The organism is Aquabacterium sp. G14 (genome assembly GCF_037482285.1).
Classification (GTDB): Bacteria; Pseudomonadota; Gammaproteobacteria; order Burkholderiales; family Burkholderiaceae_C; genus Aquabacterium.
Genome location: NZ_JBBEYB010000001.1, coordinates 507215 through 520288, shown reverse-complemented (window position 1 = coordinate 520288; position 13074 = coordinate 507215). Strand labels below are relative to the sequence as shown.

Below are 13074 nucleotides of genomic sequence, written 5' to 3'. Positions count from 1 at the left end.
CACGAGCGGGCAATTCGGACACTGATTGCGGCGGCACTTGCCCAGCTTGAAGTTGAAACAGGCACCGCCATCGCCGCCAGCGTTGATCCAGCAACACTTGATCGCTGGCGAGCCTCAGTTTCAGAGCTGCGCCCAGATGGACAAACCCAGCAGAGTTGGCTATGGGCTGCACCGGCGAAACACTCAACCCGCCAAATCAGCGAGGTACTGGAGCGCATCGACCTGCTTTACACGCTGGACGTTCATAAGCACCTGGCAGACATCCCCGATCTCATCTTGCGCCGCTACGCGCGCCGACTTGTCTCCAGGCCGCCCTCAGCCGGAGCCAAGATCAAAGAGCCAGCGCGCACCGTGGAGGTCGCATGCTTTCTTCGGTATTGCCTGTTCACCACCACAGACCAGTTGATCCTTATGGTGCAGCGCCGGATCGCCGATCTGTGGCGTCAGGCTGCCGCCGATGTCCCCGCTACCGTCAATTGGGCCGCAATGTACAAAACGCTGCTCGGCGAACTTGTTGCCTTGAGCGCGCAAGGTGCGGTGCCAGATGCTGAGTTGCGTGCCCGTCTTGAAGCCTTGATCACCGAAACCCAGAAACGCAAACCACCGAGCAGGGCCTCCCTGGTCCGCGAGGGATTGATTGATGGAATTCGCCCCGTGCGGTCGTTGCTCGTCGCCATTGCAAAGCTGCCCTGGCAGGCCACCGGCGAGCATCCTGCCATCGAGTACCTTGCCAAGCTGCAAGCTTTATATCTCAAAGGATCCAGAAAGCTGCCAGTTGAAGTGGTGGCACCAAGTCTGGGAATGATCTGGCAGGTTTCGATCTCCAGCCCAGACCGGGAACGGGCGTTTCAGGCGTTGGAGGTGGCCACCCTGTTTGCCCTGCGCCGCGCGGTGCGCAATGGCTCGGTCTGGATTGAGCACAGCCTGAGCTTTCGGGGTCGTGCGCGCTTGTTCTTCACGGACGAGCGTTGGCAGGCAGAGTCCAAGAAACACTATGCCCGTCTATCGTTACCCAGCAAGGCTGCCACTTTCTTGAAGCCTTTGCTGGCCAGAGTAACTGCCGGTGTCGATGCGGTGGCCGCTGCAGCCCGCAGTGGCGTACTGCGCGTGGATGATGAACTCCATTTGTCGCCATTGCCCGCAGAGGACGAAGACCCAGAAGTGACCAAGCTGCGCGCGGCTTTGGATCACCGCATCGGTGAGGTTCAATTGCCGGAAGTGATTCTGGCCGTTGACGCCCAGGTGCGCTTTAGCTGGATCATGCTCGGACGTGAGCCGCGCTCTACCGACGAGCTGCTGATGGTCTATGCCGGCATCATGGCCCACGGCACCAGTCTGACTGCGGTCGAATGCGCGCGCATGATTCCGCAATTGTCTGCCACCAGCATTCGCCAGGCCATGCGCTGGGCGCGGGACGAACGGCGTCTGAGCCAGGCCTGCCAGGCTGTGCTGGAATTCATGCAGCGACACCCGATTGCCGCCACCTGGGGGCGGTCCGATTTGGCATCTTCTGACATGATGAGCATGGAGACCACCAAACGGGTGTGGCAAGCCCGGCTTGATCCTCGGCGCAACACACCTTCCATTGGAATCTACTCCCATGTAAAAGACCGGTGGGGCATCTTCCATGCGCAGCCCTTTGTGCTCAATGAGCGCCAGGCGGGCGTGGCCATTGAAGGTGTCATCCGCCAAGAAAAGCTGGAGACCAGCCAGCTTGCTGTGGATACCCATGGCTACACCGACTTTGCCATGTCACATGCCCGTTTGCTTGGTTTTGATCTTTGCCCGCGGTTGAAGGAACTCAAACAGCGCCACCTCTTTGTGCCACGCGGCACCAAAGTGCCCGCAGAAATCGCTGCGGTGTGCGAAGCCAATGTCGACGTCGCTTTGATCGAAAAGCATTGGGATAGTCTGGTGCACCTGGCAGCCTCGGTCATGAGCGGACATGCCAGTGCGGTGGCAGCTCTTGCGCGGTTCGGTTCTGCCGCCCAGGGCGATCCAATCTATGAGGCTGGCGTGCAATTGGGGCGGTTGCTGCGTACGGCGTTTTTGGCTGACTACTTTGTCAAGGACGCTTTCAGGAACGAGTTGCGCCGGGTGCTCAATCGGGGCGAGGCTGTTAACGCCCTCAAGCGCGCCATTTATACCGGCCGGATCAGCCCGGCGCAGGCCAAACGTGTCGATGAAATGCAGGCTGTGGCCGATGCGTTGAGCCTGATGGCCAACATCGTGATGGCGTGGAATACCTCACAGATGCAGGCGGTCCTGGATCGCTGGTCGAACCGCCGCCAGGTCATTCCACCGGAACTGATCGGGAAGATTGCGCCCACCAGGCTGGAGAGCATCAACTTGCGGGGTGTGTTTCGCTTCCCGGTTGACCGCTATGCTGACCAAATCCTGCCTTCGCGGCCAAATGCATCGATAACTGGCACCAATGGATGAAACCGACCACGGTTTGACGCCACGAATCGCAGATTTGAAAGTGAACAGGAAAGTCAATGAAATCAACGATCTACCAACACCACCTCCGCGCCAGTGCTAGCTTTTCGTACCGTCACTTATTGCACTGAAAACGAGGAGACCCCAAGAAGTACCAGAAGTTGACGCACCACGCGGCCAACAAGAGGCCCACCGCCCCGGAAAAGCCGAACAACAAGGTTGCCAACAAGCGCACACCGGCTGGCAGGTAGACCCAGTTGATGCCAGGCACGTGCTCACTGGCACGGAACAGCAACTCATTGACCCCCACCATCGTCAAGAAGGCGACAAAGGTGGCCAGAACCATCCACATGTGCAGTCCGAGCCGCGCGCTGAATGTCATAAAATTTAGAGTGTGAGGGGTACTGCGCTGTCTATGGTACTCCCACCCACCTGAGGATTGATCTGTGCCCCGTCCCGCCGATATCTATCTGCGCTTCCTGAAACTGGCCGAAGCCGTGCGCGGTTTGCCCAGCCTGCCGCCGCTCGACCCTCTCGAGGAGCGCATTCTGGAGTTGGTGGCACGCACCAACCAGGCGCAGCAACGCCTGTGCGTGCGCGACCTGATCGGCACCGCCGAACTGGGTTCGCCCGCCACCTTGCATTCGCGCCTGAAGTCCATGCGCGCCAAGGGCTGGATCACCCTGGCCGACACCGAAGACGCACGCCGCAAACAGGTGGAGTTGACCCCCGCGGCCCTGACGCATTTCGACAAGCTGTCTGAATGCCTGGTGCAGGCCACACGCCAGTGACCCGTTTGGCGCCACCGATCGGCCTGTCTTCCATAGCTCCAGCCCCGGACTCATTGCGCCAGCGCCTGCGCCTGGCACTGCCGCTGCTGCTGCTGTCGGTCCTGATCGGGGCGGTGGGCTCCTTCGTCTACCGGTCTCTGGCGGACGAAATTCGCCGCGAAACCCACCGTACGCTGACGGTCATTGCCGAACAGAAAACCCTGCAGATCGAGGACCTGCTCGACGAGATCCGCACCGATGCGCGGGTGAATTTTGCTGCCCGCTCCCGGGTGACCGCGCTCTTCACGCAATGGTTGGACAGCGGCCGGCATGACAGCCGTCTGCTCGCCGACATGCAGGTGGCGGCTCGCGCGGGCATGCGTGTGAAGGGCTGGCAGGGCATGGTGGTGCTGGATCTGAACGGGCAGCCGGTGTTCCGACATGGCACGGCAGACCTGGGTCCCCACGCCGCCCTCATTGCCGACCTGCTCAAGCGCCCCCGCATTGAGCTGGTGGACCTGCATCAGACCGCACACGGCCAGGTGCAGTTCGGGGTGCTGGCGCCCATCGGCCCGGACCCACAAGCCCCGCTCGGCTGGGCCTACCTGAGCTGGAACGCCGCACAGACCCTCTACCCCCTGGTGAGCACCTGGCCCGTCCCCACCCGCACGGCCGAAACCTACCTGGTGCGGCGCGACGCGGCTCAGGTGCGCTTTGTGACGCCGCTGCGCCACCGACCCCATGCCGAGCTGAGCCTGACCGAGCCGCTGAACACCCCGACGCTGCCAGCCGGGCGGGCGGCCCAGGGTGAGCGCGGCATCTTGCTGGGTGGGCGCGATTACCGCGATGTGCCTGTGCTGGCCTATGCCTCGGCCGTGCAAGGCACCCCCTGGCTGATGCTGGCCGAGATCGACGAGCGCGAAGCCTACGCCGGCATCCGCAGCATGGCCTGGGCCACCGCCATCGTGATGGGGCTGGGCTTGCTGCTGGTCTACTCCGCAGTGTTCCATGCCTGGCGACGCGCCCGTCAGCGCCAGGAGGTGCAGACCCTGCAGGCACGGCAACTGGCAGAGTCGCGCTTTCGGGTCATCTTCGAGCAGGCACCGCTGGGCGTGGCCCTGGTGGACTCACGGACTGGCTTCATCCTGGAGGCCAACCGTCGCCTGTGCGACATCATCGGTGTGCCGGCGGATGCTTTGATCGGCGTTGACCCGCTGCGCTACACCCATCCCGAAGACCAGGCCCTGTCGCAACAGCACATCGGCGCCCTGAAGGCTGGCGGCAAAGCCAGTCACACCTTCACCAAGCGCTACGTGCGCCCCGATGGCGCAGTGGTCTGGGCCAGCGTGACGGGCGCGCCCATCCAGGTGGATGCCGACGATGCGCCGCGCCACCTGTTCATCGTCGAAGACATCAGCGAACGCAAGCGCCACGAGCGTGAACTGCGCGAGGCCACCGAGGCCGCCAAGGCGGCCAACGCCGCCAAGAGCGAGTTCCTGGCGCACATGAGCCACGAGATCCGCACGCCCATGAATGCGGTGCTGGGCCTGGCCCAGGTGCTGGCGCGCGAACCACTGCCGGAGCACCAGCGCGACATGGTCACGCGCATCCGCACGGCGGGTCAGTCCCTGCTGGCCCTGCTCAACGATGTGCTCGACCTCTCCAAGATCGAAGCCGGTCAGTTGCGGCTGGAGCCACGGCCCTTTCAGCTCGCGAAACTGCTGGCCAACCTGGACAGCCTGATGGGACAGATGGCGCGCAGCAAGGGCATCACCTTGCGCCTGCTCACCCCGGACGCCCCCGTGCCCCCGCTGCTGGGCGATGGCCTGCGGCTGGAACAGGTGCTCGTCAACCTCACCGGCAACGCCATCAAGTTCACCGAGCATGGCGAAGTGGTCGTCACCGTGCGCCTCACGCCCTCTGCCGAATCCCCGGACGCGCCATTGCGTCTGCGCTGCGAGGTCAGCGACACCGGCATCGGCATCGCCCCTGAGGCCCTGGGCCGCCTGTTTGCCCCCTTCACCCAAGCCGATGGCGGCATCGGGCGTCGCTTTGGGGGCACCGGACTGGGCCTGTCCATCTGCAAGCGCCTGGTCGAGTTGATGGGCGGCGAGATCGGCGTGCACAGTGAACTGGGTCAGGGCAGCACCTTCTGGTTCGAGTTGCCGATGTCGAACGTCCCTGTAGAGGCGCTGAACGGCGCCGATGCGATGGGTGCCACCGACACCCAGTCAGACGCTTCGCCCTCTGCCCCCCAGGGTCCCCGCCTGGTGGGCGCGCAGGTGCTGGTCGTGGACGACAGCGCCATGAACCGCGATCTGGTGGAGCGCGCCTTACGTCTGGAAGGCGCCACGGCCACCCTGGCGGCCGATGGTCAACAGGCCGTGCAGATCCTGCGCACCCGCCCCACGGGCTTTGACGCCGTGCTGATGGACGTGCAGATGCCCGTAATGGACGGGCTCAGCGCCACGCGGGTGGTCCGGGAAGAGCTGGGCCTGGCCCAGTTGCCCATCATTGCCTTCACGGCCGGTGTGCGCGATGACCAGCAGGCCGCCGCCCGCGCCGCCGGAGCCAACGACGTGCTGCCCAAGCCCATGGACCTGGAACAAATGGCCGTGGTGCTGGCAAACTGGATCGTGCGTCCTGACAAAGCCACCGCACTGACCGAGACACCTGCCCCCCTCCCGTCGGCGATGAGCCCTGCAGCGACCGACACCATGCCCGCCCCCGCCATGGACCTCGATTTTCCTGACATTGCCGGCATCGACGGCAAACGCGCCGCGCAACGCCTGGGCGGTGACCGCGAGATGTTCATCGACCTGCTCAAGATGTTCGTGACCGAGTACGCCGATGCGGTCGCGCGCACGCGTGCCGACCTGACCGCGGGCGACCGTACACAGGCGTCCCGGCGCATGCACACCATGCGCAGCAGTGCCGGTTTCCTCTGCGCCTTGTCGCTGATGGACGCCGCCGGCGATGTGGAAGACGCCATCGGGGCCGACGACGACAGCCTGGAGCCGGCCCTGCGCCTGCTGGAGCGCGAGCTCCTGTCTCTGCTGGACGCCAGCGCACCCTGGCGCTGAGTCGCCCCCCGCGGCCGACCTGGGGCTTGCAGCCCCGCATTTGGCCCATACTTGAGCTGTTGCAGGCGCCGTGGCGCACGCAACCCCAGGCCGCCGTGCCCGGGATTCCTTTTTTCTTGAACCAGTGAGTCCGATCATGCAAGTTTTGCTGCACACCGACAAGAACATCGACGGCGGCGTCCGCACCGCCGAGTACCTCGAATCCCTGGCCAAGGACGAACTGCACCGCTTCGGCGAACACATCACCCGCCTGGAAGCCCACCTGGCCGACGCGAACAGCCACGCCAAGGCCAACAAGGACGACATCCACTGCACGCTGGAAGCCCACGTCAAGGGCCTGCAGCCCGTGGTCGTCAAGGACCATGCGGCCAACGCCCACCAGGCCATCCACGGCGCCATGGACAAACTCAAGCGCGCCGTCGGCACCGCCCTGGACAAGCACGCCCCCCGTCGTGACGCCACCCTGGCCGTGCCGGAAGCGGACGACGCCCCCAACGCATGAGCGACCACTACGCCGCCCTCGGGGTGGCACCCAGCGCCCCGCTGGCCGAGATCAAGAAGGCCTTTCGCCAGCAGGCGGCGCTGTACCACCCTGACCGCAATCCCTCACCCGACGCACCCGCCCGCTTCCGGGCGGTGCAACAGGCCTACGACGTGCTGTCCGACCCGGACAAGCGTCAGGCCTACGACGACAATCGCCGTCGCAACCTGCTCGATGACCCGCTCGCAACCGCGCAGGACATCTGGCAAGCCTATTTCCGCCCCCTGATCTGATCCCGACGTGAGCCTTTCTCCTTTTTTCCAGCAACTGCGCTCGGCCTATGAGGCCGAACTTGATGACCTGACCTCCGACTCGGAAGGCCGCGGCGTGCTGCGCCAGCGCCTGGCCGAAAAGCGCAAGGAGTTGGGCTTCCTCGTCAAGATGATCGAGATCAGCCCCGAGATGGTGGCCGTGGTCTTCCACCAGGCTTTCCGTTTCGTGCAACCGGCGGTGCTCAACCACCTCCTCAGCTGCGATGCCGACGACCTGCCCGACTGGGACGCCGTGTCCGACGCCGTGGAGTTGGCCCCTTGGGCGCAAGACCTGGTTGACACCATCCTGGCCGAGCCCGCCGGCCCCTGGTTCATGACCCTGGCCGTGGCCCTTGAGTACATGCACAGCCGCCCTGGCCCCGCCGCGCGCGCGGCGGAGGACGAGGACACCGACGGTGAAGACGGCGACGACCGTGAAGACCGCGATGACGACGACCGCTACGACGATGACGGCGAGGCCGATCCGCACGACCGCGATGCCGCCGGTGCCGACTGGCTGGCCGACCAAGGCTTCGACCGCAAAGACTGACCCCGAGCCGAGCGCCCTGCGATGACCCAACACCTTGCCCTCATCACCAAGACTCAGAGCCTGATCGCCGCCGGTGACATCGTCGGTGCCGAATCGGCGCTGGCCGAACTGGCCGACACCGAAGGCGACGGCGCCCTGGTCGTCGTGCTCGACCAGTTGCCGCCCAAAGACGTGCTGGCCGTGATCCGCGAGTTCGACACCTCGAAGGAATCGGTGGTCAACCTCGTCATCACCCCGGAGCAGTTCGCCCGCGCCGTCGTGATCGAAAAGCGCTACAAGGACCTCAGCCACACCCACCTGCGTGGCATGGTCAACTCGGTGATCTTCCGGGAAGACGCCGACCCGATCGAGTTCCTCAACGCGCTGGCCGCCATTGAAGGCGGCGCCGAAGCCCTGGCCAACTACTTCTCCGAGAAGTGGAGCCGCATCGAGGCCTTCGCCCGCACCGGCCGCTTCGATGCCGTCGATGACGATGGCGAGATCCTCAGCGAGAGCGATCTGATGGCCTCGGCCTACGCCCGCCCCGTGCTCGACCACGACGAGGTTGCCGACCAGGATTGGATGGAGCTGGCCTGGCTGATGCGCTACGAGTGCCCCGACCTGTTCACCGAGATGCTGCTGGTGCTGCGCGCCAAGGTGCGCGCCTTCGAAGCCGGTCGCCCCGAATTCGAGGACGACGAGGACGAAGACCGCAGCAAGGTGGAAACCAGCGAGACCGATTTCGGCCGCGTCACCACCGTGGTGCTGGACTCGGACGAAGAATCGGCCATCTGATGTCGGACACGCCCGCCTCCCCCTCCTCTGCTGGCGTCTCGCTCTACGACGCGCGGCCCTTCTTCGAGAAGGCCCTGCAGTACGGCCTCCAGCACGGCCTGATCCCGCAGACCAAGCTCGACGAGATCGCCCGCAGCGCGCCCAAGGGCATGGTGCAGATCGCCGCCTACTTCGGCAGCGAGTTCCTGCGCCCCGAGCTGGAGCGCGCCCGCGACCGCATCGTCAACCTGGTGAGCCTGTACCTGGAAGACAGCTGCGACGGCGACCTGCGCCGCGCCGCCGAATCGCTGCGCGACCACAGCTTCCTGTCGCGCTCCAAAGGCGGTTCGGACATGCTCAAGCGGCTGATCGTGATGCCGCAGACCAGCCACTTCGGCATGAACGAGCGCAAGGAGTTCTCCGACGTTCACATCCCGCAACTCGCCAAGTGGACGCTGCGCCCCCTGGCCGAGTACCGCGCCGAGCTGGCCCGCCGCACCCACGCCGCGCAGCTGATGGCCGCCGCCGAATGGCTGGCCGAGGACCTGGGCCTGGACGAAGACGAGCTGAGCGACGCCGGCCCTGAGGCCGAAGCCGTGATCCGCACCGCCTTGCTGGTGCTGAGCACCGGCCACACCGAGATGCCCGACTGGCGCGCTCTGGGTGCCATCGTGCTCAAGCTGCGCCAGCGCCATGGTGAAGACGCCAGCGGCATCCGCATCACCGTGCCCGCCGAGCTGCCCGTTGAACTGCACCCGGTGGTGGAAAACGTGCGCCGCAGCGTCATGCGCGACCTGCCCAAGATGCTGGACGCGGCCACGCCGATTCGCAAGCTGTTCCAGCAGACGCCGGCCTTCATGGGCCGCTACTTCTGGCTCGACAGCGGCCTGGCTGAAGTCGATGCCCACGAGCGCACCGCCTCGGCCACCTGGAAGAAGATCACCGCGGGCAACGACGACGAGCCCTCGCTGCTCACGCTCTTCCTGTGCGTGGCCGCCGAGAGCCCGCCCAAGACACTGCTGACCGAGCGCATGGCGGGCACGCTGATCCGCAAGATCCGCAAGAGCGGCTGGCAGCCGGAGCTGGCCGAGCAGTACATCCAGGCGCATGCGCCCGCGGCCTACCAGGCGGACTACCTCAAGCTGTGGCACAGTTTTGTGGACGAGGCCCGCGCGCCGCTGACCCGCGACGTCGACGACGGCATCCAGAACGCCCTGACGCTGTTGCGTCGGGAATGTCACGTCAAGGCCAGCTGAACGGCGGACGCTGTCCACCCGGTGGCCATGATCCGCGTTGAAGATCCTGTCTGCCACTTTGCCGATCGACCTGTCATGCGACTTGCACGCCCCCATCCCCACCCCGCCGCCAGCGCATCACCTTTGGGACGCGTGCAGGGACGCCTGTCAGGTCGCGTGGGCCTCGCCGTGCTGGGGCTGATGGTCGGCCTGGTCGTTGTGGGCCCTGCGCGGGCTGCACTGCCATCGGCTGATGCGGTGTTCTTTCAGGAAGCCTCGGAATGCACCGCTGGCTTCAAGGCCCGCGTGGTGCAGCACCTCAAGCAAGCGCCGTCCGAAACGCGCAATCAGGCCATCCTCAAGGACACCGAGCACGGCTTTGTGTTCATCGGCGTGGCCTACAAGAAGGGGCTGCGCAATCCCGAGGCCGATCAGATGCTGAAAGCTGCCGAAGGGCGCTGGAGCCAGCTGAGCACCGCACAGCAGGCCAGCCGCCTGAACCGCTGCACCCAGCAGGCCGATCAGTTGATGGCCGAGGTGTCCGGACTGGAGCGCTTCCTGGTGCGCAATCGGGCGCAAGCGCGTGTGGACAAGCTGCTCGCCAAGGAGCAGCGCCCCGCCAAGCCCTGACGAGGTCACCATGTTCGGCCTGTGGCCTGCCCTGCCCCCAACGCCACGTCGCACCAGCTGCTGGATGCCGCGGCTGGGCGCCCTGCTGGTGGCCGGATGCCTGGCCTGGCCTGCGCACACGGCCGAGCCCCTGCCTGGCACCGATGGCGAAGGTCCGGCGGCGCCTCTGGCCACCACGGTGCCCGTTTTGCGTACGGCCTTCATCCAACTGGTCACGAAGCGCAGCTACCCTGACGACGCCCGACTGGCGCAACTGCAGGCCGCCGCACAGCAGGCCTTCGCCAGCGCTGCGCAGCCCTGGCCCGCAGGAGAACTGTTCCTGTTGATCGACCGCCATCCGCAATCACAAGAAGCCCTGGTGGCCTTGGCGACCGAGGCCGGTGGGTGGGAAGTGATCGGCACCAGTCTGATCAGCACCGGCAAGCCAGGCAGCTACGATCATTTCACGACCCCGCTGGGCGTGTTTTCTCATGGCGATCATCACAGCTTCCGCGCAGAAGGCACCTTCAACGACAACGGCATCCGGGGCTACGGCCTCAAGGGCATGCGGGTGTTCGACCTAGGTTGGGTCCCCGCCGAAAAGGGATGGGAGCCACCGGGGGTGATCCCCATTCGCCTGCAGGTGCACGCCACCGACCCGGTGCTGGAAAAACGCCTGGGCACGCCCGCCTCCAAAGGCTGTGTGCGCATTGATGCGGGCTTGAACCGCTTTCTCGACCAGTACGGCGTGCTCGACGCACGCTTCGAGGCCACCCAAGCCGAGACAGGGGTGCGCCCCTGGTTCTGGCTGCCCGACCGCACCCCGACGCCGTGGTCAGGTCGCTGGGTGGTGATCGTGGATGTGCCCCGCGCCCCAGCACCCTGATGCCCTCTTGATGCGCATCAAACCCCTTTATGCATTGATTGCATAAAGACATTGCGATTTCATCGTTTGCGGCATGAAGGTTTGTCGGTACAGTCGCACACCAAACACCCTAACCCGTACCCGTACAAGCCTTCAGAGGATGACGTCCATGTCCCAGCTCTTCACCGCCTCGCCTCTCCGCGCTGCCGCCTTGGCCGCGCTGTGCGTGGCCGCCCTGCCGCAATCGGCCCTGGCCACCAACGGCTACTTCTCGCACGGCTACGGCGTGAAATCCCAGGCCATCGCTGGCGTGGGCATTGCGCTGCCGCAAGATGGCTTGACCGCGGCCACCAACCCGGCTGGCACGGCTTTCACAGGCAACCGACTGGATGTGGGGGTGAACCTGTTCAAGCCGAGCCGGGGCTCTGAGATCCAAGGCAACGGCGCAGGCCTTGACGGCAAGTACAGCGCCGACGGCCGCGAGCTGTTCCTGATCCCTGAATTTGGCTACACGCGCCAGATCGACTCGCAACTGAGCGTGGGCCTGGCTGTGTACGGCAACGGCGGCATGAACACCAGCTACAACACCAGCCCCTTCCAGGGCTTCGGTGTGACCCAAGCCACCAAGATGAATCTGGAGCAGCTGTTCATTTCCCCTTCGGTGGCCTGGAAGGCGACGCCTGACCATGTGTTCGGCGCCGCACTGAACCTCGCTCACCAGCGTTTCTCGATGCGCGGCATCCAGCCGTTTGCGGGCGCCTCGGCCTCACCGCTTGACGTCTCGGACCGCGGCACCGACAACTCCAGCGGCGCGGGCATCCGCCTCGGCTGGATCGGTCAGATCACGCCTGAACTGCGTCTGGGGGCCACCTGGTCGTCCAAGATCCAGGGGCGCTTCGACAAGTACAAGGGCCTGTTCGCCGAACAAGGTGGCTTTGACATCCCCGCCAACTACGGCGTGGGCCTGGCCTGGCAGCTGGCACAACACTGGACCCTGGGCCTGGACTACCAAGTGATCGAACTGAACGACGTGAAGTCGGTGGGCACTCCCCTGAGCCAGTTGACGGTTCAAGGTCAACCTCTGGGTAGCACCAACGGCCCCGGCTTCGGCTGGAAGGACGTCAAGGTTGTGAAGCTCGGCGTGATCCATCAGCTGAACGATGCCTGGACCCTGCGCGCCGGCTATAGCCACGCCACCCAGCCCATCCCCAAGAGCGAGACCTTCCTCAACATCCTCGCCCCCGGTGTGGTGCAAGACCACCTGACTGCAGGCTTCACCTGGAAGACCAGCGCGAACAGCGAATGGAGCGCCCACTACAGCCACGCGTTTGAGAAGACCGTGAAGGGCTCGGGCGCCATCCCTGCCAATTTCGGCGGAGGCGATGCCAACATCCGCCTCAAGGAAGACATCATCGGCGTGTCGTATGGATGGAAGTTCTGAGGCTCATAACCTGAGCCTTGTGCCCTGAGATACCGGCAGGCTGCCACATGAGCCTGCCGGTTTCCTGCTTTTCTGGAATTCATTCACATGAGCAACTTCACCCCCGTCACCGGTTTGATCGGCGGTCTGCTGATCGGCCTGTCTGCCGTGGTGCTGCTGGCCGGCACCGGTCGCATCGCCGGCATCAGCAACATCGCCCATGGCCTGATCGACGCATGGCGCACCCACCAGGCCCGTCAGGTCTGGCTGTGGCGCCTGCTGTTCGTGCTGGGCATGATCGTTGGCACCTGGATCTGGTTCACCGCCACCGGCCGCACAGTCAACCCACGTGCCGACATGCACCCGGTCTTGCTGGTTGTCGCAGGCCTGCTGGTCGGCTATGGCACCTCCTTGGGCAATGGCTGCACCAGTGGCCACGGTGTCTGTGGTCTGGGCCGCCTGTCGCTGCGCTCGCTGGCGGCCACCGGGGTCTTCATGGCCACCGGCATCGCCACCGTTTTTGTCGTCCGCCACGTCATCGGCGGCTGAACCCCAGGA

At 65.0% G+C, this 13074-nt stretch carries 13 protein-coding genes; 12 read left to right on the top strand and 1 reads right to left on the bottom strand.

What is annotated here, in order from left to right:
• Positions 1 to 2442: Tn3-like element IS1071 family transposase (locus WIT60_RS02380; protein ID WP_339582334.1), on the top strand; the 2442-nt coding region annotated here is incomplete at its 5' end.
• 112 nt (positions 2443 to 2554) lie between these two features.
• On the opposite strand, the gene WIT60_RS02375 is transcribed toward WIT60_RS02380, so the two are convergent.
• The gene (locus WIT60_RS02375) at positions 2555 to 2791 is read right to left on the bottom strand and encodes a hypothetical protein (protein ID WP_339582333.1); all 237 of its coding nucleotides are present in this window, start codon (positions 2789 to 2791) and stop codon (positions 2555 to 2557) included.
• 94 nt (positions 2792 to 2885) lie between these two features.
• On the opposite strand from WIT60_RS02375, the gene WIT60_RS02370 reads away from it, so the two are divergent.
• The 11 genes from WIT60_RS02370 to WIT60_RS02320 all read left to right on the top strand — a co-directional run bounded on the left by WIT60_RS02370 (position 2886) and on the right by WIT60_RS02320 (position 13065).
• On the top strand, positions 2886 to 3230 hold the full coding sequence (locus tag WIT60_RS02370) for a winged helix DNA-binding protein (protein ID WP_339582332.1): 345 nt from the start codon (positions 2886 to 2888) through the stop codon (positions 3228 to 3230).
• Positions 3203 to 6292, top strand: coding sequence for a hybrid sensor histidine kinase/response regulator (locus WIT60_RS02365; protein WP_339582331.1), 3090 nt, complete (start codon positions 3203 to 3205; stop codon positions 6290 to 6292). The genes WIT60_RS02370 and WIT60_RS02365 overlap by 28 nt, the downstream gene beginning before the upstream one ends.
• Before the next feature lie 136 nt (positions 6293 to 6428).
• A complete protein-coding gene (locus tag WIT60_RS02360) occupies positions 6429 to 6794 on the top strand; it encodes an HPF/RaiA family ribosome-associated protein (RefSeq protein WP_339582330.1) in 366 nt (121 codons plus the stop codon).
• Complete coding sequence (locus WIT60_RS02355) at positions 6791 to 7066, top strand: DnaJ domain-containing protein (RefSeq protein ID WP_339582329.1); 276 nt, start codon at positions 6791 to 6793, stop codon at positions 7064 to 7066. Before WIT60_RS02360 ends, WIT60_RS02355 begins: the two co-directional genes overlap by 4 nt.
• Before the next feature lie 7 nt (positions 7067 to 7073).
• On the top strand, positions 7074 to 7634 hold the full coding sequence (locus tag WIT60_RS02350) for a hypothetical protein (protein WP_339582328.1): 561 nt from the start codon (positions 7074 to 7076) through the stop codon (positions 7632 to 7634).
• A 21-nt stretch (positions 7635 to 7655) separates the two neighbouring features.
• On the top strand, positions 7656 to 8408 hold the full coding sequence (locus WIT60_RS02345; RefSeq protein ID WP_339582327.1) for a hypothetical protein: 753 nt from the start codon (positions 7656 to 7658) through the stop codon (positions 8406 to 8408).
• A complete protein-coding gene (locus tag WIT60_RS02340; protein WP_339582326.1) occupies positions 8408 to 9643 on the top strand; it encodes a hypothetical protein in 1236 nt (411 codons plus the stop codon). Before WIT60_RS02345 ends, WIT60_RS02340 begins: the two co-directional genes overlap by 1 nt.
• A gap of 75 nt (positions 9644 to 9718) precedes the next feature.
• A complete protein-coding gene (locus WIT60_RS02335) occupies positions 9719 to 10252 on the top strand; it encodes a hypothetical protein (protein ID WP_339582325.1) in 534 nt (177 codons plus the stop codon).
• A gap of 10 nt (positions 10253 to 10262) precedes the next feature.
• Positions 10263 to 11117 (top strand): murein L,D-transpeptidase, encoded by an 855-nt coding sequence (locus WIT60_RS02330; protein WP_339582324.1) that lies wholly within the window; start codon positions 10263 to 10265, stop codon positions 11115 to 11117.
• A 148-nt stretch (positions 11118 to 11265) separates the two neighbouring features.
• Positions 11266 to 12537 (top strand): OmpP1/FadL family transporter, encoded by a 1272-nt coding sequence (locus WIT60_RS02325; RefSeq protein ID WP_339582323.1) that lies wholly within the window; start codon positions 11266 to 11268, stop codon positions 12535 to 12537.
• Positions 12538 to 12624: 87 nt separating this feature from the next.
• Positions 12625 to 13065, top strand: coding sequence for a YeeE/YedE family protein (locus WIT60_RS02320; RefSeq protein ID WP_339582322.1), 441 nt, complete (start codon positions 12625 to 12627; stop codon positions 13063 to 13065).
• Positions 13066 to 13074 lie beyond the last annotated feature (9 nt).

Bases quoted from the DNA above. Each gene is read 5' to 3' on its own strand.
- WIT60_RS02355 (WP_339582329.1), top strand. From the start codon at position 6,791: ATGAGCGACCACTACGCCGCCCTCGGGGTGGCACCCAGCGCCCCGCTG.
- WIT60_RS02375 (WP_339582333.1), bottom strand. From the start codon at position 2,791: ATGTGGATGGTTCTGGCCACCTTTGTCGCCTTCTTGACGATGGTGGGG.
- WIT60_RS02365 (WP_339582331.1), top strand. From the start codon at position 3,203: ATGCCTGGTGCAGGCCACACGCCAGTGACCCGTTTGGCGCCACCGATC.
- WIT60_RS02320 (WP_339582322.1), top strand. From the start codon at position 12,625: ATGAGCAACTTCACCCCCGTCACCGGTTTGATCGGCGGTCTGCTGATC.
- WIT60_RS02340 (WP_339582326.1), top strand. From the start codon at position 8,408: ATGTCGGACACGCCCGCCTCCCCCTCCTCTGCTGGCGTCTCGCTCTAC.
- WIT60_RS02330 (WP_339582324.1), top strand. From the start codon at position 10,263: ATGTTCGGCCTGTGGCCTGCCCTGCCCCCAACGCCACGTCGCACCAGC.
- WIT60_RS02325 (WP_339582323.1), top strand. From the start codon at position 11,266: ATGTCCCAGCTCTTCACCGCCTCGCCTCTCCGCGCTGCCGCCTTGGCC.
- WIT60_RS02360 (WP_339582330.1), top strand. From the start codon at position 6,429: ATGCAAGTTTTGCTGCACACCGACAAGAACATCGACGGCGGCGTCCGC.
- WIT60_RS02335 (WP_339582325.1), top strand. From the start codon at position 9,719: ATGCGACTTGCACGCCCCCATCCCCACCCCGCCGCCAGCGCATCACCT.
- WIT60_RS02345 (WP_339582327.1), top strand. From the start codon at position 7,656: ATGACCCAACACCTTGCCCTCATCACCAAGACTCAGAGCCTGATCGCC.